Origin of the sequence: Erythrobacter sp. W302b, from assembly GCF_046452395.1 — a bacterium.
Classification (GTDB): Bacteria; Pseudomonadota; Alphaproteobacteria; order Sphingomonadales; family Sphingomonadaceae; genus Erythrobacter.
Genome location: NZ_JBKFDH010000001.1, coordinates 91,697 through 114,199, shown reverse-complemented (window position 1 = coordinate 114,199; position 22,503 = coordinate 91,697). Strand labels below are relative to the sequence as shown.

Below are 22,503 nucleotides of genomic sequence, written 5' to 3'. Positions count from 1 at the left end.
TCATGACGATGGAAACACCCGCAGCTTTAACGCTCGCCGACTTTGCCGACTTTGAGGGCGCCCGCTTTTCCATGCAGCTGGAAGGCGGGAGCCTCGAATTGGTGCTTGAACAGGTCGAACCGCTCAGGCTGTCGGCGCGGCCTGGCAGCTCGTTCCGCCTGGCGTTTCGCGGCCCGCGCGAGCCGCTTTATCCGCAAGGCACCTATCTGCTGGAAAACACAGCGTTGGCGGTGGAGATTTTCCTCGTCCCCATCGCGCAGGACGATGCGGGCACGGTTTACGAGGCGATCTTCAACTGAGGGCGGAGTGCGGCGGACGGCGCATGAAGTCGTAGACGCCGTGATCCTCGACCGGCTTGAAGCCCAGCCGCTGATAAAGCGAGCGGGCCGGGTTGTTCTTTTCGACGAAGATCGACAGCCCGCGACCGTCCTGCGCGGCGTGAGCAGCCATGTCGCGCAGCAATGCTTCACCAAACCCGGTGCCACGGCTGCGGGGAACCAGCGAGATATCGATGATGTGGATGTCCGCTTCGGACTCGCGCCAGTAGAGCCGCCCGATCGCCTCCCCTTCGCGTTCGACGATGCACCAAGCCGCTTGGGCATAGTGCGCCCGGTAATGCGCGTGCTGCGCGGTGTGCTGCTGCCGCAGAAAGGCCTGCTGCATTTCCGGCGGCCAGCCGACAGCGGCTACCTCTTCCGCACGGGTCGAGGCATAGAGCGCCTCGAGGAATGGCAGATCGTCGTCCGTCATCGGCCGCAACGTAATCCCAAGGAGCGCCGCGGCCTCCAGCGCGAAATCCATGGGGTTAGCCGAGGACAGCCGAGATCCGCTTGCCGGCGCCGCCCTTGTCGATATTGAGCAGGAGCGGAAACTCGCCGCCTTCACTGTGGGCGAGGGCATAGATCCGCTCTTCAGCAAGCGGATCGCCGCGCCGGACCTCGAATGTTGTCACAAAAGCGGCGGGGCGCAGATCGGAGGTGCGGCCTTCCTTGTTGGGAAACATCTGGACATCGACCAGCTCGACCACCTGACCCGAATCCAGTGTGAAGAAGCTGCCCTTCTGCACTGACCAGTCTTCAAACAGCGCGCGGCCAAGCGCCACGTTCCGGCGCCCTCGCACCGTGGGGCTGAGCTTGTTGCGGATATCCGCCACGCTCAAGAAGGAAAAAATCGAGGTCGTCGCGCCGCCGGTGGCAATCGCCGCACCGCCAAGACCGACAACAATCGTTCTACGCGAAACCGACATGTTCGATGGCTCCCCCCAATGTCCGCAAGCCGTGCAGAGAAAGCGCACATCTCGCGCATTCTCGCAAGGCCTTCCTGCGATTTTTGTCCGCGCGGCCTCAAAATTGCGGTGTGTTCGCATCATGCCAACCTAGCGCGCGCGATTTTGCTGGATGCCCGCAATCTTGTCGCCTATTCTTCCGAGAAAGGGGGGGTATTGCATGGCTGAACCGTTTCTTGCCGAAGTCAGGCTCGCAAGTTTCGTTTTCCCGCCGAAAGGGTGGGCCTTGTGCAATGGCCAGTTGCTTCCGATCAATCAGAATCAGGGTCTGTTCTCTCTGCTTGGAACCACATTCGGTGGTGACGGGCGCGTGAACTTTGCCCTGCCCGATATGCGCGGGCGGGTGCCGATCCACGTGGGTAACGGGTTTACTCTGGGTGAGAGAGGGGGTGAGGAAGTGCACACCCTGACGGTGAGCGAACTGCCGCAACACAATCATACGGTGTCGATGACGACCACCGATGGGAGCGTGGTGGTCCCGGCCAACAACCAGCTCGGCTCGTTCAACAACGCTTACGGCGCCCCAGCCAACCTCGTTGCGCTGGCACCGGCCACGGTTACCAATGTCGGCGGCAGCCAACCGCACGAGAACAGGTCACCCTTTCTCGTCGTAAGCTACATCATCGCCCTTCAGGGCATTTTTCCTTCGGCAAGCTGAGGAAGCATCGATGGCCCAGCCCTATGTCGGCGAAATCAGGATCTTTGCAGGCAACTTCTCTCCGGCGGGATGGGCGTTGTGCGAGGGCCAGTTGCTGCCGATCTCCGAGTATGAAACACTCTTCCAGCTGATCGGCACAACCTACGGCGGTGACGGTCAGTCCACCTTTGCGGTGCCAGACCTGCGAGGGCGCCTCCCGATCCATCAGGGCAACAGCTACGTCCTCGGTCAGACCGGCGGCGTGGAAACGGTGACGCTCACGACACAACAGATTCCGTCGCATTCGCATCCCATGCTCGCTTCCACCCTGACCGGAACGCAAAACGGGGCTACGGGCAACGTCCTGGCCTCGGGCTCGAGCATTTCCATCTATCGTAACGGCGTACCAACTGCCGCGCTCGCGCCGCAGACCATTGGGCCCGTCGGCGGAAGCCAGCCGCACGACAACATGCAGCCCTATGTTTGCGTCAATTACATCATCTCGCTCTTCGGGATCTTCCCGTCCCCCACCTGATAAGGACCGCTTGTCATGGCTGATCCATTTGTCGCCGAAATTCGGATCGTACCCTTCAATTTCGCTCCGAAGGGATGGGCTTGGTGCGACGGTCAACTCTTGCCGCTGTCGCAGAACACCGCGTTGTTTTCACTGCTTGGAACAACCTATGGCGGTAACGGCAAATCGAACTTTGCCCTGCCGGACCTGCAAGGATCGGCAGTGATGGGGCCTGGCCAGGGTCCGGGGCTCAGCCTGCGCGACCTCGGCGAACAGGGCGGTTCGCGGACAGTGTCACTGCTCCAGAGTGAGATACCTTCGCACGCACACACAATGCAGGCGATGAGTTTTCCGGCAAACGCCTCGCTTGCCAACACCGGCTCCGCGATCGCGCGCAGCGTTGGAGGCTCGGCCCACGCGCCAACGGGCGGCCCCCCGGCCGTGATGGCACCAGAGACGCTTGCGCCCGCAGGCGGCGATTCGCCTCACAACAACATGATGCCTTATCTGACGATGTACTTTATCATCGCGCTCCAAGGCATCTTTCCTCCAAGGACGTGACGCCGCAATTCTCAGTCAATCTGTCGCGCGGGTTTGAGGCATGGCTGGCCACGCAGAACGCCAGTCTCGCGGTGACCACCTATCAGGTCGGCAAGCTGCTGTTCTTCGGGCTGGATAGCAGCGGCACATTCTGGAGCTACAACCGCAATATTGGCCGCTGCATGGGGCTCGGCGTAAAGCCCGACCCGCAGACCGGACGGGCCCGGGATCTGTGGGTCTCAAGCAATGTCCAGCTCTACCGCATGAGCGATGTGCTCGATCCCGGGGGGTTTGGTCCCAAGCAAGCCGATGCGCTGTTTGCGCCGCGCCTCAGCTACTTTACCGGCGATCTCGACATCCATGATCTGGCGGTAGACCACGAGGGCGCGCCAATTTTCGTCAACACGCTGTTCAACTACCTCGCGCGGCCCGATCCCGACAACAGCTTTCAACCGATCTGGAAACCGCCATTCATTTCGCGACTGGTGCCTGAGGACCGGTGCCACCTCAACGGCCTCGCCATGCGCGATGGCAAGCCTGCCTATGTCACGATGGTCAGCCCGTCAGATACCTTCGATGGCTGGCGCGATGGTCGCCGCGATCAGGGCCTTGTCATGGACATAGCCAGCAACGAGATCATCTGCTCGGGCCTCTCGATGCCCCACTCGCCGCGCTGGCACGCCGGCACGCTCTATCTGCACAACAGCGGCACCGGCGAGTTCGGCCATGTCGACTTTGCGACCGGCGCCTTTGTGCCGATTGCCTTTTGTCCGGGCTACCTGCGCGGGCTGGCGTTCCTGGGCAATGTCGCGGTGGTGGGCCTGTCGCTGCCGCGCGACAACAAGACTTTCAGTGGTCTGGCGCTCGATGATGCGCTCGAACAGCGCAAGATGAACCCGCGCGCCGGGCTCTACTTCATCGACCTTGCGACCGGCGCCGTCATGCACACGATCGGTTTCGAAGGCATCGTGACAGAGCTCTATGATGTGGCGATCCTGCCGGGTGTCCGCCAGCCAGCAGCCCTCGGACCCACCTCGCCGGAGGTGCTGCGCACGATCAAGGTCGATGCGGGCAACTTCTGACGATGGAAGACCGGCATTGCGCGCCAAAACGGCATGCAAGGCAGCGGCGCACAAGTGTCGGGGCCAAGATCGGACTCTCCGCCGAGACGGCTAAGGCCCAACTGCGACCTAGCCAACAGGCTGCGGCCAGCTTTATGCGGACATGGCCCGCGCGGATCCCTCAGGGTGCCGGCGCGGTCTCTTGGTGCTCGGCCCCGGCAGCCTGGACGGCGACCATGTAAGCGGCGATCTGCGGGATCGCATCGGGATCGACCGGTGCCTTGTAGACCTCGATCATCTTCTTGGCGATCGATTGCCACTTTTCGGCGCTGACCTTGGGCTGTTGTAGCAGGGTCGAAGGCGAATGGCAGGCGGTGCAGTTTTCAAGCACCGCCTCGCGTCCGGGGCCTTCCGGCAGGTCCAGCGGATCGTCAGGCAGCGTGATCGCCACATCGGTGAACGTCACTTCGGGCTCGCTCTCGCAACCTGCCAGCGCCAGCGCGGCGGCGCAGATGGTCAGACGCCTCCTCATTGCGCCCTCAGAGTGATGCGTTCGATCACGTTGCGGGCATAGCCCGAGGGGTTCCAGACGAGGGTCTCGGGCTGCACCACACCATTGGCATTGGCAGCCCGCACGCCAATCCCGGCAAGGTCTTGCGTGACCGCAGGCAGGGTCACCGACCAGCGGCGGAAGGCATAGGGGCCTTCATCCGGGCCGAGCACGCATGGCAGTTCCAACCCCGGGCCGACCAGATCGACCCGCGCCAGCGCGGCATCTCCGCCCATCGCAATGCCTTCCAGCGTCAGCGGCTTGCCTCGCGCCACCACGGCACCATCGGCATGGCTGGTAATGAAGGCGCGCGGCGGCATGGTGGTGATGGACACCGTCGGGAAGTCCTTGTCATCGGGCGTAACCGGCTGGGCGGGCATCCGGTAGGACTTGGCGACATAATAGCTGTCATCCTCCCCGGTCAGCACTTCGATTGTGCTAAGCATTTTGACCCAGTAGGTCGAGAACCAGCCGGGCACCACGATCCGCAAGGGATAGCCGTGGAGCAGCGGCAGCGGCTCCCCATTCATGCCCCAGGCGACCAGCACATCATCGCGCATGGCGATATCCAGCGGGATCGACTTGATGAATTGCGGCGCGCCATCGGTCAGCGGCACATCGAGCCCGGCAAAACGCACGCGGGTCGCTCCGGCGCCCGCGCCTGCTTTGGCGAGCACGTCCTTGAGCCTGACGCCGGTCCACTTCGCGCAGCCCATCGCGCCGTTGCCCCACTGGGTGCCGGTGACGCGCGGCTCCGACAACCCGCGGCCGTTGCCTGCGCATTGGTTGATCGCGACGACCTCGACATGCTCGCCCGCGCTGGCGATCTCGTCGAGGGTGAGCGACACCGGGGCCTTGACCGCTCCGCCCACGGCCACCCGGTGCGCGGCGGCGTTGATGGACGTGGGCATGTCCCAGTTCCAACGCACGAACATGCGATCATTGGGCGTGATCGTCCCTTCGCTGAAAGCCGCCATCGGCGTTTCGAGCAAGGGGGGGCGAATGCGCTGGACGATCATCTCGCCCTTACCGGGGAAGGCCGGCGTGAGCGGCCGCAGGCTCGGCCCGCCGGGCAGGCCGAGATCGATCATCTGGCCTAACTCCTGCGCCAGCAGCGGTGCCGCCAGCGTTGCCCCGCCCGCGCCTGCAATCAGCGCACGGCGGGTCAGGCGCGGACCTGTATCATCTTCCGGTTTGGTCACACCCGTTCCCTCACGCGCGATCCTGTCGTGGCCGGGTTAAGGCCAAATCCCGCCAGCGTCCAGCGGGCGCTCAGCGGCGCTTGAGGATCAGGTAGAGCGCCCCCTCGCCGCCGTGACGGATGTGCGCGCGGCGCACGGCAGTGATGGTGTCAGCATGGCGGCTCGCGGCGAGCCAGTCGAGCAGCTTGGCGCGGATCGCCCCGCGCTTGGCCATGCGGTCCGCCGGATCGACCGGCCGTTCGCGTCCCGCCACCACCAGCACCACCCGCGCGCCCATCAGCCGCGCCTGATCGAGCCCGCCCATGATCCGGTCATAGGCCGTATCGAGCGTGTAGCCGTGGAGGTCGAGCGTCAGTTCAGGCTCGAGCCGCCCCGCCTTCACCCGCCGATCCCAATGCGAATCGAGGCCTGCCGCGTCCTCTCCCGCAGACCGGGGCGGCGGCGCAGACAAGGGCTGGCGGAGAGGCTGGCGTGGCTTGGGATGCGGCTTGACCGGCTTGTTTGATGGCGCAATCTTGGCCGGGACGGGTGCTGCCGCCTTGGGAAGTGCAGGAGGATCGGGCCGCTTCTTGCCCGGCAGTGGCTTCACGCTCGAAGCCAGATGCGCCCATGCTGCCTGCTCGCCCGTGGTCAGCCCCCGCGGCGCTCTCATCGTGCGCCGAGCCGCGCCGCCGCCGCGCGCGGCAGCAGCACATAGGCACGCCCGCGCCCGCTCATCCCGCCAGCAATGCGGCGCGCTTCCTCGCCCGCACCCCAGAACGTATCGAAGCGGTTCGCACCCTTGATCGCCCCGCCGGTGTCCTGCGCGATCCACAAGCCGTTCGCCTCGGCCCGGTCGAGCCCGAGCCATACCGGCGCGCCGAGCGGGACATAGGCCGGGTCGGCCGCAACCGATGACTCACGCCGCACCGGCACACCCAAAGCGCCCAGCGGACCATCACCCTTCAGCTCGGTGAAGAAGATCCAGCTCTTGTTGAGCCGCATCAGATCACGCCCCTCGCGCGGGTTCTGGCGGATATAGGCCATGATCCCCTGCATCGAGCCGGAGTACTTGCCCGGCCCTTCACCCAGCAACCCGCGCTCCCGCATCACGCCGCCGATGCCGACATATTCGCGCCCGTTCTGCCCGGCATAGCCGATGCGGATGACCTCGCCCTCTGGCGTGCGCAGGCGGCCGGAGCCCTGAATCTGGAGAAAGAAGAACTCGACCGGATCGGCCGCCCAGGCGATGATCGGCGCCTTGCCCATCAGGGCCCCGTCCTCAATCGCTGCGCGGTCGTGGTAGAGCACGAAGCGGCCCTGCTCGTCATAGCGTCCCAAGGGCGGGCGACCGGTGCGTTCGGAGGCGGGCACATCGTCGGGCCAGCCGCGCACCAGATCGGACGGCATGGCATAGACGGGGACCTCAAAGCCCGCGCGACGCGTGCGGCTGCCGGCAATCTCGGACTCGAAATAGCCGGTGGCAAAGGCCTTCCCGTCGCCGATCTGCACGGCGGTGAATTGCTCGGCGAAAAAGCTGCGCGCCCGCTCAGGCGCGATCCCGCGGGCCGCATCGCAGACCCCGCGCCAGTCCTCGCGCCGGGTCAGACCGCTGGCATCCTCGCGGGTAAGCAGGCGCGGGCAGGATTCGATGAAGCTCGTCAAGGCGCCGCGCGCATCGGCATCATTGACCGACAGCGCCGCCAGAGTCGGTCCGAGCGCCACGCCCGCCAGAACTGCATTGGCAGCCGCAGAGGCGACGGGGGCGGCGGGGGTGACGGGCGCGCTGACCACAGGCGGCGGCACGCTCCCTTGCGGGATTACCCGCCCACAACCCGCCAGCGCCAACAGCATCGCAAGGCCAAGCAGCAGCCGCATTACAGATTCCTCGGGACGGGGCATCAAGCCCCCGGGTCAGCCTTCGTCGGTTTCGTCGAGCAGCCAGTTGGGATCGCGCGCGGTGATGTTGCGCGAGAAGGTCCACACGTCGCGGCTTTCGACCGCATCATCCAGCGACCCGGCGACGACAGTGCCTTCCTTGTCGCGGGTGACAGCGGCGATATCGGCAACAAAGAGCAGCGCAATCCGAGCCATCCTGCCGTCGAGCGAGGCCGAATGGATGCGGACCTCCTCAAGCCGGATCAGCGTGTTGTCCATCGTTTCGCCCGCTGCCTCGCGCGCATCGATCGCGGCGACGAAGCCTGCATAGACATCATCGTCGCACAATTCGCGCAGAGTCTCACGGTCGCCCTTCCAGAAAGCTTCGAGCGTCATGCGATAGGCACCGCGTGCGCCTTCGAGGAACTGGGCGAGGTTGAACTTGCTGTCAGCCGCGGCGATTTCGCGCAGCCCGCGCTCAACCGCGGGCATCACGCCTTCAAGCTCGACCGGGCGCGGCGGGGCCACGGCCGCCGGCATCGCAGCGGGGCGGATCCCGACGGGCTTGTCGTCCGAGTCGAAGCGCTGCACCGCGGGCTCTTCTTCCTGCTCCGCCCGGCGTCCGAGCACCGAGTAGAGGCGCAGGCCGAGGAACGCGGCGACCATGGCGAGGAGAACGATTTCGAGCACAGCAACACTTCCGATCTTCGTACAGGGCAATCACTCAACTACGGCGCAGCTTGCCCCAAGGACGCCTACACTGCCTTAAATGGGTATCGATTACAATTCGCCAACGCCCAATCGGTTGCTGTCCGGGTTGAATCTTTCACCCTATCCGCCGCGCGCACCTGCGGTTGCGGGCGGCCCGCGCCCCTGCTAGGCGCACGCCGGAGCGGCCTTCGCAAGCAATGCGTGCGTCAGGCGCACATCCTGTTACCCATTTTGAAAGACCAGTGACACCATGTCCGACGAAGAAGGCGTCCTCACCAATCTCGACACCATGAACGGCGACGGGCCGCAGCCCAACGGGGAAGACACGCTGCCCGCGGTCGGGATCATCACGCAATATGTGAAGGACCTCTCGGTCGAAAATCCCAGCGCGCCGGACGTGTTCCAGTGGGCCGAGCCGCCGCAGATCGACGTGCAGTTCAATATCGGGGCCGAGCCGATCGGCACCGATGTGCATGAAGTGACGCTGAAGCTGACGCTGACCGCCGCCTCGCAGCGCGGGACGATGTATATCGTCGATCTCGCCTATTCCGGCCTCGTCGGCATGCGCAATGTGCCCGAGGAGCAGGCCCACGCCTTCCTCTATGCCGAAGCGCCGCGCCTGCTGTTCCCCTTCGCCCGCCGCGTCGTGGCCGATGCCGTGCGCGATGCCGGGTTCCCGCCGCTGATGGTCGATCCGGTCGACTTCAACGGGCTCTATGCGCAGCAGCTCGCCGCGCGCCGGGCTGAAGAGGCTGCCGGGGGCAAGCCGATTTCCCCGGTGACGGGCAACGCCTGACATCCTGACCAAAGTGGTCGCGGCCAGCCATGAGCCTGCTTAGAAACGTCGGCACCATTGGCGGGCTGACGGCGGTAAGCCGGGTGTTCGGCTTTGCCCGCGACATCCTTCTCGCTCGCGTGCTGGGCGCGGGGATGGCGGCTGACGCGTTCCAGTTGGCCTTCACCCTGCCCAACACCTTCCGCCGGCTGTTCGCGGAAGGCGCATTCAGCGTCGCTTTTGTCCCGCTCTACAGCCGCGCGCTGCATGGCCGCGATGGCGAGCCGGGCAGTGAGGAGGCCGCGACCAAGTTCGCCGATGATGTGCTGAGTGTGTTCGTATGGGTGCTGCTCGCCTTCAGCGGCATCTGCATGGTGTTCATGCCCGCGATCGTCTGGGCGCTGGCGAGCGAATATGGCGACGTTCCGGGCAAGTTCGAGCTTTCGGTATTCCTCAGCCGGGTCACCTTCCCCTATCTGTTTTTCATCAGTCTGGTCGCCATGCTATCGGGCTTGCTCAACGCCCGGTCACGCTTTGGACCCGGAGCGGTGGCACCGGTTCTGCTCAACATCTTTCTGATCACCGGCATCTTGCTCGGCGACTATTGGCGCGGAACGAGCGGCGATGATGTGGTGGTGGTCCACGTGCTGGCCGCATCGGTCTCCTTATCCGGCTTTGCGCAGCTGCTTTATCTGGCGTGGGAGACCCGCCGCGCGGGCGTGACGCTGAAAGTGCAGCTACCGCGCTTCACGCCCGAGGTGAAGCGGCTCGGCCTGCTGATCCTGCCGGCGACATTCGGCGCGGGGATTTACCAGATCAGCCAGTTGGTCGACACGTTCTTTGCCACATCCCTGCCGCAGGGCTCGTTGACCTTGCTGAAGCTGGCCGACCGCTTGAACCAGATGCCGCTTGGGATCGTCGGGATCGCGCTGGGCACGGCGATTCTGCCGATGCTGAGCCGCCACATCCATACCGGCGACAAGGCGGAGGCGCAGCGCTTGCAAGGCAATGCGTTTGAAATCGCGACCTTGCTGACCCTGCCCGCCGCAGCGGCGCTGGCGGTGTGCGCACCGGCGTTCTGCACCGCATTCTTCGTGGGCGGCAAGTTCACCACCACCGATGGCGCATTGATGGCGCAGATCGTGGTCGCGCTGGTTGCGGGCCTTCCCGCGTATGTCATCGTCAAGGTGCTGAACCCCGGCTTTTTCGCCCGTGAGGATACCCGCACCCCGGTGTGGACGGCGCTCGTTTCGCTGATCTTCAACGTCGCGCTCAACTTGTATGTGGTGAGCCGCTTCGGGATTGTCGGGCTGGCGGCGGCAACCGCCGCCTCGGCCAGTCTCAATTGCGTGCTGCTCTACATCATCCTCCACCGCCGCGGGTGGTTCCACTTCACCCCCAAGCTGGTCAGCCGGGTCGCGCGGCAATTGCTGGCGACGGGCGCGATGACCGGGGTGCTGTGGTACCTTATGCCGTTGATGGCGGACCGCTATGGCGCAAGCCTGATCGAGCGCATCTGGTCGCTTGGTGTGCTTGTTGCCGCAGGCGGTGCGGTGTTCTTTGCCGCTGCGTTTGTGTTCGGCGCGCTCGACAAGGACCTCCTCGCCCAGCTACGGCGCAGGAAGCCGGCCCGAACAAAGGCCGATGACAAGATACTAGAGGTTGAGTGACATGCGCGTCGTTTCCGGCATCCAACCCACGGGCAAGCCCCATCTCGGCAATTATCTGGGGGCGATCCGCAACTACGTCGCCTTGCAGGATGATGCCCATGCGGCGGGCGGCGAATGCCTGATCTTCATCGCCGATCTTCACGCGCTGTCGATGGCGCATGATCCGGCCGAGCTGCGGTCCTCGACCCTGGAACTGGTGGCGACGCTGGTGGCCTGCGGGCTCGATCCCGACAAGGCGATCCTGTTCAACCAGGCGCAAGTCCCGCTGCATCCCGAGCTGCAATGGCTGCTCAACGGTACCGCACGCATGGGCTGGCTCAATCGCATGACGCAGTGGAAGGACAAGGCGGGCAAGAACCGCGAGGGCCAGTCGGTCGCGCTGTTCACCTACCCGGTTCTGCAAGCCGCCGACGTGCTGCTCTATCAGGCGACCCATGTGCCCGTGGGCGAGGATCAGAAGCAGCATCTGGAACTGGCCCGCGACATCGCACAGAAGTTCAACAACGACTTCGGCACCGAAGACGCGCCGATCTTCACCCTGCCCGATCCGATCATCCCGAAGGAAGCGGCGCGGATCATGTCGTTGCGCGACGGTTCGGCGAAGATGTCGAAGTCCGATCCCAGCGACATGAGCCGCATCAACCTGTCCGATGACGCCGACACGATGGCGCAGAAGGTGAAGAAGGCCAAGACCGATCCCGAACCGCTGCCGTCCGAGGAAGCCGGGCTGGCTGACCGGCCCGAGGCGCGCAATCTGGTCGGCATCTACGCCGCGCTCGCCGGGCAATCGGCGGCCGAGGTGCTCACGCAGTTTGGCGGGCAGGGTTTCGGCGCGTTCAAACCCGCGCTGGCTGACCTGCTGGTTGCCAAGCTCGGCCCGATCCGTGACCGCTTCGTGGCGCTCAAGGACGACAGCGAAGCGCTCGATGCGATCCTCGCGCGCGGCGCTGCCAAGGCGCGCGAACGCGGCAAGCCGACACTCGACGCCGCTTACCGAGCGCTGGGGCTGGTGCGACACTGATTTTACAGCCGATTTGCGATGAGCCGAGGCGCAGTCACGGCGAATGTTCAATCGTCGTTCATGCCCATGCAATATGGTATCCCACGCTAACACCATTGCTCTCATTGCAATGGAAACCAGACAAGGGTTGTGTCATGTTGTCTCCTATGTCTTCGATCAAATCTCTGACCCGCTTTGCGCTTCCGCTTGCCCTCGCGGTAGGGCTGTCGGCCTGCACCACCCCGTTCAAGGCGGATGTGTCGCGCTTTGCCGCGCCCTTGCCTGCGCCGCAGGGCCAATCCTTCGCGGTCGTGCCGGAAGATCCCAAGCTGGCGGGGGGGCTTGAATTTGCCACCTATGCCAACGCGGTCGCTGCCGAGATGCAGGAATTGGGTTACACCCGCGCGGCCACGCCTGAAAGCGCGGATCTGCTGGTACGCTTCGACTACCGTGTTGATGGTGGTCGTGAACGGGTCCGCACCGATTTCAACGGTGTCGGCGCAGCGGGCTTTGGCCCGTGGGGCCGGTGGGGCGGCTGGGGCGGCGGCGGCTGGGGCTTCGGCTTCAACGATCCGTTCTTCGGCGGCCCGGACGTGCGCAGCTACACCATCTATACCAGCGGCATTGATCTGAAGATCGACCGCGCCGCCGATGGCCAACGCTTGTTCGAGGGCAAGGCCGAAGCGGTCTCGCGCTCGAACCGCCTGCCGCGCCTCGTTCCCAATCTGGTGGACGCGATGTTCACCGGTTTCCCCGGCAATTCGGGTGAAACCCTGCGGATCACCATCCGCGATGACGAAAAGACCGTGCGCCCCACCGATTGATGGTGTAAGGCTACACGCAAGAGACCCTTGGACGGGAAAAGAGAAGGCGGCGCAGGGGATCGCGCCGCCTTTTTTTGTGTCTGGTTTTGGCGCTTTACAACTCAGTGGTCTGCGGCTGCCCGATCCCGGTGTGAACCCAGGGCAGGCGGGTAAAGCGCGGGCTGACCCGCCGCTCCCGGCCTGCGCCGATCACCGCGCTGCCTTGCGTCCGGTTGCGATGCTCCCGGATCAGCTGGGCGAGCAGAAGCTGGCCGAATTCCCAATCGCCGATCCGGCTCTCGGCATTGATGTGTCCGATCGAACCCGCATAGGCAAAGCACGCGCCCCAATCGGCAGCCAGCCCGCGCGCCACGCGCAGCTGGCAGTAATGGTCATTCTCGCTGGCGGCGAGGAAGGCGGGAAACGGCAGTGCGCGGCGCGGCGCGGGGGAGAAACGGGCGAGCCGCGAGTCTACACCCTCGCGCTCCACATCGGGCGGTGCGACCAGCAGCGCGCCGACCACGGGATTGCCCTGCGACGGCTGCTCATACTCCGCCCACCACGCCACCGCGAGGCAGCCGAGGCTGTGCGCCACCAGGATCACCGGCCGCTGCGCCCGGTGCACCGCGAGATTGATCTTGTTGACCCAGGTGTTGCGATGCGGATCATCCCACATGCCGAGGTCCACCCGCTCGCAATCGGGAATGGTCGCTTCCCACCGGGTCTGCCAGTGATGTTCATTGCTGTTGTTGAGGCCCGGGATGATGAGGATCAGCGGATCATCGCGCAGCCGGTCAGCGTCGAGTTCAAGTTGATGGGCCATTTTCTGCTCCTGTGAAGGGGGGCGTAAACGGCCGTCCATTGGTATGGTCCGACATGGACCAAAATAACTCAACCATTTTGATTGACAAGTAGCTGGCGGCGAACCTCCAGTTTTTTGCGGCGAAGCGCTCAGAGCGCCGCGTGCCCTCCGGTCGAGCCGAAGCCGCCCTCGCCACGTTCGGTCGCGTCGAGGTCCGCAACCTCGTTCCACGCCGCCTGCACCACCGGCGCGAGCACCAGTTGCGCCACCCGGTCGCCGCGGGCGATAGCGAAAGGATCGGGTCCAAGGTTGATCAGGATCACCTTCAGCTCGCCGCGATAATCGCTGTCGATCGTGCCGGGGGTGTTGGGGACGGTGATCCCATGCTTGAGCGCCAGCCCAGAACGGGGGCGCACCTGAATTTCGTAGCCAGCGGGGATCGCCAGCGCGAGGCCGGTCGCCACCGCATGGCGCGCGCCCGGAGCGATGGTGACATCCTCGGCGCTGACCACGTCCATGCCAGCCGCGCCGCTTGTGGCATAGGCGGGCAGCGGCAGGCCTGCGCCGTGTGGCAGGCGCTTCACTTCAACCGTGATGGGTGAGGTCATTCGGCCGCTTCCACCCGGAACACCGCCGCAATGCGTTCGGCCAGCGCCATCGCCACGGCGCTCTTGGGCATCTCGTCGAGCACCTCGATCCCGTCTCCGCTGACGATCGTGACGCGGTTACGGTCCCCGCCCATCACATCGCCACTCACGTCATTGGCGACGATCCAGTCAGCGCCCTTGCGCTTGCGCTTGACCTTCGCGTTTTCGAGCACGTTGTCGGTCTCTGCCGCAAAGCCGATCACCAGCGCCGGACGCCGGGTGCCACCTGCGACATTGGAGAGGATGTCAGGGTTTTCGGTCAGCATCAGCGCAGGAGGCGCATCGCCGCGCTTCTTGATCTTCTCGCTGCGATATTCCTTGGGCCGCCAGTCCGCGACCGCAGCGACCATCACCGCAACGTCAGCAGGGAGCGAGCGCCTGACCGCTTCGGCCATATCGCGGGCGCTTTCGACATCGATGCGGCGTACACCGGCAGGCGTCTTGAGCGCCACCGGCCCGGTCACCAAGGTCACCCGCGCGCCCAGCGCAGCCGCAGCGGCGGCGATGGCAAAGCCCTGCTTCCCGCTCGAACGGTTGGCGATATAACGCACCGGATCGATCGCTTCCCACGTCGGCCCGGCGGTGACCAGCACATGCCGTCCGACGAGCGGTCGATGCGAACCGGCAACCCCGAAATCGCCCCCTTCGGTCACCTCGCCAAGATCGGCTTCGATCTCCTCGGGCACTTCGGGTGCCAGAAATTCGGATTCGGGCGGAGCCTTGCGCTCATCGACTTCGTGATTGATCGCCCCGAAATCGACGGGCGGTGCGGAAACGGCCTTGCCCTTGCGCGCGAGCAGCGGCCCGCCAAAATCCGGCGCGAATTCGGGCGCGGGGTCTTCTTCTTCGGGCAGCAGGAATTCTTCCGAGTCGAAAGCGGGCAGGTCTTCGTATTCGGCTTCGATCTCGTCATGGCTGCGCTTCGCCGTGGAGCGCGGGATGATGCGCGAGAAAAACCCGCCGAGCCCGCCTGCGGGCATGGCGGCGCTGCCATCGTCCTCTTCCTCAGGCTCAAGCGCTTCGACTTCGAATGTCGGCGGCGCAAGGCGGCGCGCCGGCGGTTCGAGCAATTGCGGTTCGGGCACGTCCATGCCGAAATGCGCAGCAATCGCGTGCCAGATCGCCTCAGGCTCGGGCAGGCGGCCATAGCCGAACTCCCCGCAGGCCATCGGACCTTCATCGGGGTTCAGCACCGTGACGCCTGCCGCCTTGAGCAAGGCGATGTTGCGCTGGGTCGCCTCATGCTCCCACATCCGCACGTTCATGGCAGGCACAGCCATCACCGGCTTGTCCGTGGCGAGGATCAGAGTGGTCGCGAGATCATCCGCGATGCCGGTCGCCATCTTGGCGAGCAGGTCGGCAGTCGCCGGACAGACCACCACCAGATCCGCCTCGCGCGAAAGCTGGATATGGCCCATCTCGGCCTCGTTCCTGAGGTCGAACAGGTTGGTATAGACCTGATTCTCGGACAATGCGGCCAGCGACATGGGGGTGACGAATTGCTGCCCGCCCTTGGTGACGACGCAGGTGACATCGCCGCCGCCCTTGCGGATCAGGCGCACCAGTTCGCAGGCCTTGTAGGCCGCGATTCCGCCACCCACGACCAGCAGGATGCGAGGGTGTTTGCCCGCTTTCGCCTCCTGTGTGCTCATCTTGCCTCTCGCCTCTCGCGCCTCGCTGTAGGGTGCCAGCCATAATGCACGCAACACCCTTCGCAAAGCTTGGTTAACTTTGCCTTGATGCCCGCCCCGCCGCGCTTTGGAAAAGTGCAAATAACCCGCGCGGGGCAAAAGCGAGACCGATGCCATAGGCCGGTAACGCCAATTGTACCCAGTAGAAATTCTCCGGCCGCGCAAACAGCGCCATGATGGTGAACAGCCCGGCAAACCACAGCACCGCAAACAGCCCGATCCGCCCGCCCAATGCGGCCCAGCCGACCAACGGGAGGAGCGCCAGCGGTGCCGCGAGGCTGACGGGCAAGAACCGCAATCCGGTGAGCTGCGCCAGCGCGGTGAGGGGCAGGCGATAGCCCGCCATCCCGGTCCACCCCTGCGAGGCGAGGTCACCCGGCAATCGTCCGGCTTCGACCGCCGCGAAGTGCAACGCCATCCCGCCTGCGAACACCGCCAGCAGCGCCGCCACCGCGCTCGCCTCGCGCCAGCGTTGCTCCACCAGCGCGAAGACGAGCCACAGCAGCACGAAGGGCGCTGCCAGTTCGCGCACGGCGAGCGCCAGAGCGGCCGCAACGAGCGCAGGCCACCAGTGGTTCCGGCGATAGAGCAGCAGCGCCAGTGTCAGACACAGGCCCGCGGTAAAATCATGGTCGAGTCCCGCGACCGGGTGCAGCGCGGCGGCTCCACCCAGCGCCAGCAGCGCGCTCGCCCCCAGTCGTTCGGGCCATGCGGCGAGCGGCGGTTCCCGGCGATTGAGCGCCCACAGGCACGCCAGAACCAAGGCCAGCTGCACGTAGCGCACGTCGTCCACCCCGATCAGCGCTTGCAGCCGCGCGAGCGTTGGCAGGCGCACCGCGACAAAGGGGCGGGTCGGGTAATGGCTGGCGCGCTGCTCCGCCAAAGCGGCAGTGTAATAGCCCTCGCCCGCGGTCACGCGCGCAGCGATGCGGGCGTAGAGCGCCATGTCGCCCTTGGCCCGGTCTTGCGGGTGTGGGTGTGCGGCAGGCGCGGCGGCAGCGGGCGGGCGCTCAGGCGAATAGGCGGGGGCGGTGACCAACGCGCTCCATCCCAGCGCGGCCGCCAAGAGTGCCAGAACCAGCCCGGCCGCCCAGCGCGGCAAATGCGCGAACGGCTGGCCCAGCGCCTCCCATCGCTCGATGAGCGATGGCCGCGCCCAAGCCCTCATCCGATCCAGCCGAGCGCCATTGCCCCCCACAGCGCGCCTGCACCGGCAAGGCCCGAGAGGACGTAGCCCAGCCAGCCGCGGCCCTCACGCCTGTCGGTAATGAGCGGGATATGCGGCAGCGGCGGCGCTTCGGGCGCGCCGCCCTTGGGCGGGTATTTCTCTTCCAGCCGCCGGATCAGGCCGGGCAGGCGCAGCAAAGTCTCGGTATCGGTCTTGAGCCGATCCGCGAGCGCGGCTTCCGGGCCGAGCTCATCGCGGATCCAGCTGCGCACATAGGGCGCAGCGGTGTCCCACATGTTGATGTCGGGGTTGAGCTGGGTCGCGATCCCCTCGACCATCACCATGGTCTTTTGCAGCAGCAGCAGGTGGGGCTGGGTCTGCATGTCGAAATCGCGGGTGATCGCGAACAGCCCGTCGAGCATCTGCCCGACGCTGAGTTCCTTCACCGGCTTGCCGCGCATCGGCTCGCCCACGGCGCGCAGCGCGGTGGCGAATTCGCCGACCGAGTGGTAACTCGGCACATATTGCGCCTCGAAATGGATTTCGGCGACACGCTGGTAATTGCCGGTGGTCAGCCCGTAGAGGATCTCCGCCAGCCATTGCCGCGCGCGCCGGTCGATCCGGCCCATGATCCCGAAATCGATCGCGACGATGGTGCCGTCGTCCTCCACGAACAGGTTGCCCTGGTGCATGTCGGCATGGAAGAAGCCCGCGCTGATCGCTTGGGTCAGGAAGCTGATCACCAGCCGTTCCGACAGCGCGGCGAAATCATGCCCGCGCGTCCGCAGTTCATCGACGCGGCTGATCTTAATTCCGTCGATCCATTCGATGGTCATCACCCGGCCATTGGTGCGATCCCAGTCGATACCGGGGATACGGTAGCCCGAGACGCCCGCCATCTGTTCGGCGAGTTCGGAGGCCGAGGCCGCCTCGCGCCGCAGGTCGAGTTCGGAATTGGTCCAGCGCTTGAAATTGGCGATGGTCAGGCGCGGGCGCAGGCGCGAGAACTCACCGCCCATCGCTTCGACATGGGCGGCGGCCCATTCGTAGGTCGTGATATCGCGGGCGAATTTCTCGCGGATGCCCGGGCGCAGCACCTTGACCGCGACCTTGCGGCCCTCGGTGGTGACCGCCTTGTGGACCTGCGCAATCGACGCCGCGCCGACGGGCTCCGGGTCGATCTCGGAGAACAGCTTCTCGATCGGCTGCCCGAAACTCGATTCAATTGCCGCCTTGATCTGCGCAAACGGCACTGGCGGCAGGCTGTCCTGCAAGCTGAGGAGATTATTCGCCGCTTCCTCGCCCACCAGATCGGGGCGGGTGGCGAGCGATTGCCCGAGCTTGATCGCCGCCGGGCCGATGGCGCGGAAAGCCCCGGCATAATCGCGCGGGCCGTTCTTGCCCGTCAGCGTCGCCAGCCGCGCCAGCCGCACCAGCTGGCGCAGGGCGACCGGGGCATTGGGATCATTCTCGATCCCCACCAGCGCGCGGCGGCGCGCCAGCGTCACACCCCAGCGGGCGAGGCGGATCAGGTGGACGGCAGAGGTGGTCACGTCCCTAGATCTTCCACCCCGAATGGATCGCCACCAGCCCGCCCATGATCGGTTCGACCTTGGTGTTCGCAAAGCCCGCCGCGCGGATCATCTGCTCGAAGGCGGGCATCGGCGGGAACTTGCGGATCGATTCGGCGAGGTAGCGATAGGAATCCGCGTCCCCCGCGATCGCCTGCCCCATGCGCGGCAGCAGGTGTTCGGAGTAGAGGTCATAGGCCTCCTTCAGCCCCGACCACTCGACGGTCGAGAATTCGAGGCAGAAGAACCGCCCGCCCGGGCGCAGCACACGCAGCGCCTCGGCGAGGGCGCGGTCGATGTGGGTCACGTTCCGAATGCCGAAGGCGATGGTGTAGGCATCGAAGGTGTTCGACGCGAAGCTCACGCTTTCGGCGTTCTGGCAGGTGAAGACGAGGCTGCCGTCGTCTTCGTCAAACCCGCGCTCCAGCGCCCGTTCGGCCCCCACGTCGAGCATGTCCTGATTGATGTCGGCGACAGTGATATGCGCGCCCCTCGCGGCCATGCGGAAGGCGATGTCGCCGGTGCCGCCCGCCATGTCGAGGATCTGTTCGCCCGGCTGCGGCTTCACCCGCTTCACGAAGCGATCCTTCCACAAGCGGTGCATCCCGCCCGACATCGCATCATTCATGATGTCGTACTTGCGCGCGACGCTCGAGAAGACCTCGCCGACCTTGCGGGTCTTTTCTTCCGGAGTGACCTGCGTGTAGCCGAAGGAGACGGTGTCGTCAGTGCTCTGTGTCATGCCCGGCTCCCTAGAGACAATTGCCGCCCGCGCAAAGGGTGTTAGAGGGAGGCCAAATGCCTGAGCTCCCTGAAGTCGAAACAACCGTCCGCGGCCTTGCAAAGTTCCTCGAAGGCGAGCGGATCACGCGCGTCGTCCTGAACCGCGCCGATCTGCGGCGCCCCTTCCCCGCCGATCTGGTCCAGGTAATGACGGGCGCCACGGTCAGCACGCTGTCGCGCCGTGCCAAATACGGGCTGATGCATTTGGATCGCGGAGCGACGATGATCTTCCATCTCGGGATGAGCGGGCGCTGGCGGATCGACCCGGAAACGCCCGAGACGCATGATCACCTGCTGCTGGAGACCGCCCACCACCGATTTGCCCTGTGCGATCCGCGCCGATTCGGCTCGGTCGATCTGGTCGCCACCGGCGCGCTCAATCTCTGGCCACAATTCGCTGCGCTCGGGCCGGAGCCGTTGGGACCGGGGTTGAGTGTCGGCCATCTGAAGGCCGCGCTCAAGGGCAAGACCCAGTCGATCAAGCTGTGCCTGCTCGATCAGCGGATCGTGGCAGGGCTTGGCAATATCTATGTGTGCGAGGCGCTGTGGCGGGCGGGAATCCGGCCGACCAAGCCCGCGGGCAAGGTCACGGGGCCACAGCTTGCGCGGCTGGTGCCCGCCATCGTCGCGGTGCTCGAGGCCTCGATCCGTGACGGTGGTTCAACCTTGCGCGACTATGCCGCGCCGAGCGGGGAGCTCGGCTATTTCGCCAGCTCCTTTGACGTTTACGGGCGCGACGGCCAGCCATGCCGCCGCGATGATGGCGGGGTGATCGAACGGATCGCCCAAGGCGGACGCAGCACCTGGTTCTGCCCGGTCTGCCAGAAGTAGGCGAGAATCATTGACCTCGAGAGCCATTCTGACTAAGGGCGCTGCTTTCCGGCGGTTGGGCCACGCGTCCGCTCGCCCGTTTTCGAGCAAACCGTCACCCATTTCTCGGCTGCCGCAAGCGGCCTGAACCAAACGCGAGACAGACACGAATTATGGCAAACACGCCGCAAGCCAAGAAGCGCATCCGTCGCAACACCGCCCGCGCCGCAATCAACGGTGCGCGCATCAGCCGCATCCGCAGCTTCATCAAGAAGGTCGAGTCGGCCTGTGAAGCGGGCGACAAGGAAGCCGCTGCGATTGCTCTCAAGGCGGCTCAGCCGGAAATGGCCCGCGGCGTTGCCCGTGGCGTGCTGCACAAGAACACCGTGGCCCGCAAGCTCTCGCGCCTGACGCGCCGAGTCGCCACTCTCTGATTCGATTCGTCGCGCTTTCGTCTTTCATACTGCGGTATGAAAGACGGGATGCCGGGGTCTTCCAAACCGATCGGGCCGCGCTCAATGAGCGCGGCCCGTTTCGTTTGCGACAAACGCAACCGTCTCGATGACGGAAATGTCAGGATTCGCCACGATTCGCGGCCGGGAACTGGTAAATTTTCTGGAAAAACAGATACTTCAACGCAAGTCTGCGGCTCAGCGGTGAGTCAACAGGATTATTTCACTTTTTTTAAAAGTCCTCGCTTGCGCAAAAGGCCGCAGGGTTCTTTAAACCAATTCCACCCGGCGCGGGACAGCCCGGGTGCTTTTACAACTTGGCCGACAGGGGGGAACTCCGGAATCCGCGATTCCGGGGCTGGGAAGGTTAAGCCTGTCGCATCAGAATGAAATGGTCTGCGAGCCGCACGGCTCGGCAGGCTAAGATTGAATTGGGGAAGAGCTTGTGCACAGGACTGACAAGGCGCGGACGGGTGGCCGCCCGGCCGATGAACATCTGATGGAAGACTCCGAAGCTGTAAATCTCGCCGCCGATTGGTCCGATATCAGTCAGGGCTTGCGCAAGGATCTGGGCCATCAGCTGCACAGCCAGTGGATCAAGCCGATCCAGCTGGGCGCCCTCAACCGCGAGACGGGCGCGCTCGATCTTTACCTTCCGACCGAATTTTCCGCCAACTGGGTGCGGGACCGCTTCCATGACCGGCTTCAGCTCGCATGGAGCATTGCGCGCAGTGAAGTGCGCAAGGTCAATATTGTCGTCCACCCCGGCCGCCGCCAGCTGCCCGACCTGCGCCTCGACGATGGCCGCCGCCCCGCCAATGACGGCGCGAGCGCGATCGCCTTGGCCGCCGGCGCAATGGGTGATGCGAATTTCACCTCTTCGGTCGGGCTTGATCCGTCGCTGACCTTCGCCGCCTTCGTGACGGGGGAGGCCAACATCCTCGCCTGCAACGCGGCGCAGCGCATGGCCGCCGTGGAGCAGCCGCAATTCTCGCCGCTCTACCTCAAGGCGGCGACCGGTCAGGGCAAAACCCACCTGCTCCACGCGATTGGCCACGCCTATCTGCAAACCCATCCGCGCGCGCGCATCTTCTATTGCTCGGCCGAGCGCTTCATGGTCGAATTCGTCCAGGCCCTGAAGTCGAGCCAGACGATCGAGTTCAAGGCGCGGCTGCGCAGCTTCGATCTGCTGCTGGTGGACGACATCCAGTTCATCATCGGCAAGGCAAGCGCGCAGGAAGAGCTGCTCTACACCATCGACGCGCTGCTGGCCGAGGGCAAGCGGCTGGTCTTCGCCGCCGACCGCGCCCCCCAGGCGCTGGACGGGGTCGAGCCGCGCCTGCTCTCGCGCCTGTCGATGGGTCTGGTGGCCGATATCCAGCCCGCCGATATCGAACTGCGCAAGAAGATCCTCGTCTCCAAGCTGACCCGCTTCGCTCCGCTGAATGTGCCCGAAGATGTGGTCGATTTCCTCGCCCGCACCATCACCCGCAACATTCGCGAACTGGTCGGCGGCCTCAACAAGCTGATCGCCTATGCCCAGCTGACCGGGCAGGACGTGTCCTTGCAGCTGGCGGAAGAACAGCTGACCGACATCCTTAGCGCCAACCGTCGCCGGATCACCATCGACGAAATCCAGCGCACTGTGTGTCAGTTCTACCGCATCGACCGCGCGGAAATGAGCAGCAAGCGCCGCGCCCGCGCCGTGGTGCGCCCGCGGCAGGTGGCGATGTATCTCTCGAAGGTGCTGACCCCGCGTTCCTACCCCGAAATCGGGCGCAAGTTCGGCGGGCGCGACCACTCGACGGTGATCCACGCAGTGCGCCTGATCGAAGACCTGCGCCAGCGCGACGCCGACATGGACGGCGATGTGCGGAGCCTCCTGCGGCAGCTGGAGAGCTGAGGCCTTCGTGCCTCCCCGTTCCGCAGGAATGGGGAGGGACTTGCACCCTCCGCGATCCCACACATCATCCC

General features: G+C 65.1%; 25 protein-coding genes. 12 read left to right on the top strand and 13 right to left on the bottom strand.

Annotation, left to right across the window (positions count from 1 at the left end):
- The first annotated feature begins 2 nt into the window (after positions 1–2).
- Positions 3–299 carry a DUF6916 family protein gene (locus ACLBKT_RS00635; RefSeq protein WP_410181067.1) on the top strand — a complete coding sequence of 99 codons (297 nt, stop codon included), beginning with the start codon at positions 3–5 and terminating at the stop codon, positions 297–299.
- Here ACLBKT_RS00635 and ACLBKT_RS00630 read toward each other — a convergent pair.
- Together ACLBKT_RS00630 and ACLBKT_RS00625 are read right to left on the bottom strand one after the other, a co-directional pair.
- Positions 292–801, bottom strand: coding sequence for an N-acetyltransferase family protein (locus ACLBKT_RS00630; RefSeq protein ID WP_410181066.1), 510 nt, complete (start codon positions 799–801; stop codon positions 292–294). The genes ACLBKT_RS00635 and ACLBKT_RS00630 overlap by 8 nt on opposite strands.
- A gap of 4 nt (positions 802–805) precedes the next feature.
- A complete protein-coding gene (locus ACLBKT_RS00625) occupies positions 806–1,246 on the bottom strand; it encodes a hypothetical protein (RefSeq protein ID WP_410181065.1) in 441 nt (146 codons plus the stop codon).
- Between the two features lie 199 nt (positions 1,247–1,445).
- On the opposite strand from ACLBKT_RS00625, the gene ACLBKT_RS00620 reads away from it, so the two are divergent.
- From ACLBKT_RS00620 to ACLBKT_RS00605, 4 genes are read left to right on the top strand one after another with little or no spacing between them, the layout of a single operon-like run.
- Entirely contained in the window at positions 1,446–1,943 is a 498-nt protein-coding gene (locus tag ACLBKT_RS00620) for a phage tail protein (protein ID WP_410181064.1), read from the top strand.
- 10 nt (positions 1,944–1,953) lie between these two features.
- Positions 1,954–2,457: a phage tail protein gene (locus ACLBKT_RS00615; RefSeq protein WP_410181063.1), complete on the top strand. Its 504-nt coding sequence runs from the start codon at positions 1,954–1,956 to the stop codon at positions 2,455–2,457.
- A 15-nt stretch (positions 2,458–2,472) separates the two neighbouring features.
- A complete protein-coding gene (locus ACLBKT_RS00610; protein ID WP_410181062.1) occupies positions 2,473–2,997 on the top strand; it encodes a phage tail protein in 525 nt (174 codons plus the stop codon).
- Entirely contained in the window at positions 2,994–4,058 is a 1,065-nt protein-coding gene (locus ACLBKT_RS00605) for a TIGR03032 family protein (RefSeq protein ID WP_410181061.1), read from the top strand. Before ACLBKT_RS00610 ends, ACLBKT_RS00605 begins: the two co-directional genes overlap by 4 nt.
- A 160-nt stretch (positions 4,059–4,218) precedes the next feature.
- On the opposite strand, the gene ACLBKT_RS00600 is transcribed toward ACLBKT_RS00605, so the two are convergent.
- The 5 genes from ACLBKT_RS00600 to ACLBKT_RS00580 all read right to left on the bottom strand — a co-directional run bounded on the left by ACLBKT_RS00600 (position 4,219) and on the right by ACLBKT_RS00580 (position 8,312).
- On the bottom strand, positions 4,219–4,569 hold the full coding sequence (locus ACLBKT_RS00600; RefSeq protein ID WP_410181060.1) for a cytochrome c: 351 nt from the start codon (positions 4,567–4,569) through the stop codon (positions 4,219–4,221).
- Entirely contained in the window at positions 4,566–5,789 is a 1,224-nt protein-coding gene (locus ACLBKT_RS00595; RefSeq protein ID WP_410181059.1) for a molybdopterin-dependent oxidoreductase, read from the bottom strand. Before ACLBKT_RS00595 ends, ACLBKT_RS00600 begins: the two co-directional genes overlap by 4 nt.
- Positions 5,790–5,859: 70 nt before the next feature.
- Complete coding sequence (locus ACLBKT_RS00590) at positions 5,860–6,441, bottom strand: Smr/MutS family protein (RefSeq protein ID WP_410181058.1); 582 nt, start codon at positions 6,439–6,441, stop codon at positions 5,860–5,862.
- Entirely contained in the window at positions 6,438–7,646 is a 1,209-nt protein-coding gene (locus ACLBKT_RS00585) for a murein transglycosylase A (RefSeq protein WP_410181057.1), read from the bottom strand. The genes ACLBKT_RS00590 and ACLBKT_RS00585 overlap by 4 nt, the downstream gene beginning before the upstream one ends.
- A 36-nt stretch (positions 7,647–7,682) precedes the next feature.
- Positions 7,683–8,312, bottom strand: a complete 630-nt coding sequence (locus tag ACLBKT_RS00580; protein WP_410183621.1) for a Tim44/TimA family putative adaptor protein — start codon at positions 8,310–8,312, stop codon at positions 7,683–7,685.
- Between the two features lie 295 nt (positions 8,313–8,607).
- On the opposite strand from ACLBKT_RS00580, the gene secB reads away from it, so the two are divergent.
- From secB to ACLBKT_RS00560, 4 genes are all read left to right on the top strand, one after another.
- Complete coding sequence (gene secB / locus ACLBKT_RS00575) at positions 8,608–9,153, top strand: protein-export chaperone SecB (RefSeq protein ID WP_410181056.1); 546 nt, start codon at positions 8,608–8,610, stop codon at positions 9,151–9,153.
- Between the two features lie 29 nt (positions 9,154–9,182).
- Entirely contained in the window at positions 9,183–10,802 is a 1,620-nt protein-coding gene (gene murJ / locus ACLBKT_RS00570) for a murein biosynthesis integral membrane protein MurJ (RefSeq protein ID WP_410181055.1), read from the top strand.
- A gap of 1 nt (position 10,803) precedes the next feature.
- On the top strand, positions 10,804–11,823 hold the full coding sequence (gene trpS / locus ACLBKT_RS00565) for a tryptophan--tRNA ligase (protein ID WP_410181054.1): 1,020 nt from the start codon (positions 10,804–10,806) through the stop codon (positions 11,821–11,823).
- Between the two features lie 134 nt (positions 11,824–11,957).
- Positions 11,958–12,626, top strand: coding sequence for a DUF4136 domain-containing protein (locus tag ACLBKT_RS00560; protein WP_410181053.1), 669 nt, complete (start codon positions 11,958–11,960; stop codon positions 12,624–12,626).
- Between the two features lie 94 nt (positions 12,627–12,720).
- Here the strand turns inward: ACLBKT_RS00560 and ACLBKT_RS00555 are convergent, their stop codons facing one another.
- From ACLBKT_RS00555 to ACLBKT_RS00530, 6 genes are all read right to left on the bottom strand, one after another.
- A complete protein-coding gene (locus ACLBKT_RS00555; protein WP_410181052.1) occupies positions 12,721–13,428 on the bottom strand; it encodes an RBBP9/YdeN family alpha/beta hydrolase in 708 nt (235 codons plus the stop codon).
- A gap of 128 nt (positions 13,429–13,556) precedes the next feature.
- Positions 13,557–14,015 carry a dUTP diphosphatase gene (gene dut / locus ACLBKT_RS00550; protein ID WP_410181051.1) on the bottom strand — a complete coding sequence of 153 codons (459 nt, stop codon included), beginning with the start codon at positions 14,013–14,015 and terminating at the stop codon, positions 13,557–13,559.
- The gene (locus tag ACLBKT_RS00545) at positions 14,012–15,706 is read right to left on the bottom strand and encodes a bifunctional phosphopantothenoylcysteine decarboxylase/phosphopantothenate synthase (RefSeq protein ID WP_410181050.1); all 1,695 of its coding nucleotides are present in this window, start codon (positions 15,704–15,706) and stop codon (positions 14,012–14,014) included. Before ACLBKT_RS00545 ends, dut begins: the two co-directional genes overlap by 4 nt.
- Positions 15,707–15,779: 73 nt before the next feature.
- Positions 15,780–16,913 (bottom strand): hypothetical protein, encoded by a 1,134-nt coding sequence (locus ACLBKT_RS00540; protein ID WP_410181049.1) that lies wholly within the window; start codon positions 16,911–16,913, stop codon positions 15,780–15,782.
- A complete protein-coding gene (ubiB, locus tag ACLBKT_RS00535) occupies positions 16,910–18,466 on the bottom strand; it encodes a 2-polyprenylphenol 6-hydroxylase (RefSeq protein WP_410181048.1) in 1,557 nt (518 codons plus the stop codon). The genes ACLBKT_RS00540 and ubiB overlap by 4 nt, the downstream gene beginning before the upstream one ends.
- 4 nt (positions 18,467–18,470) lie before the next feature.
- Entirely contained in the window at positions 18,471–19,226 is a 756-nt protein-coding gene (locus ACLBKT_RS00530; RefSeq protein ID WP_410181047.1) for a class I SAM-dependent methyltransferase, read from the bottom strand.
- Between the two features lie 56 nt (positions 19,227–19,282).
- On the opposite strand from ACLBKT_RS00530, the gene mutM reads away from it, so the two are divergent.
- The 3 genes from mutM (at position 19,283) to dnaA (ending at position 22,432) form a co-directional block, all read left to right on the top strand.
- On the top strand, positions 19,283–20,098 hold the full coding sequence (mutM, locus tag ACLBKT_RS00525) for a bifunctional DNA-formamidopyrimidine glycosylase/DNA-(apurinic or apyrimidinic site) lyase (protein WP_410181046.1): 816 nt from the start codon (positions 19,283–19,285) through the stop codon (positions 20,096–20,098).
- A 152-nt stretch (positions 20,099–20,250) separates the two neighbouring features.
- A complete protein-coding gene (gene rpsT, locus ACLBKT_RS00520; RefSeq protein ID WP_410181045.1) occupies positions 20,251–20,511 on the top strand; it encodes a 30S ribosomal protein S20 in 261 nt (86 codons plus the stop codon).
- A gap of 517 nt (positions 20,512–21,028) precedes the next feature.
- Positions 21,029–22,432 (top strand): chromosomal replication initiator protein DnaA, encoded by a 1,404-nt coding sequence (dnaA, locus tag ACLBKT_RS00515; RefSeq protein ID WP_410183620.1) that lies wholly within the window; start codon positions 21,029–21,031, stop codon positions 22,430–22,432.
- The last annotated feature ends 71 nt before the right edge of the window (positions 22,433–22,503 follow it).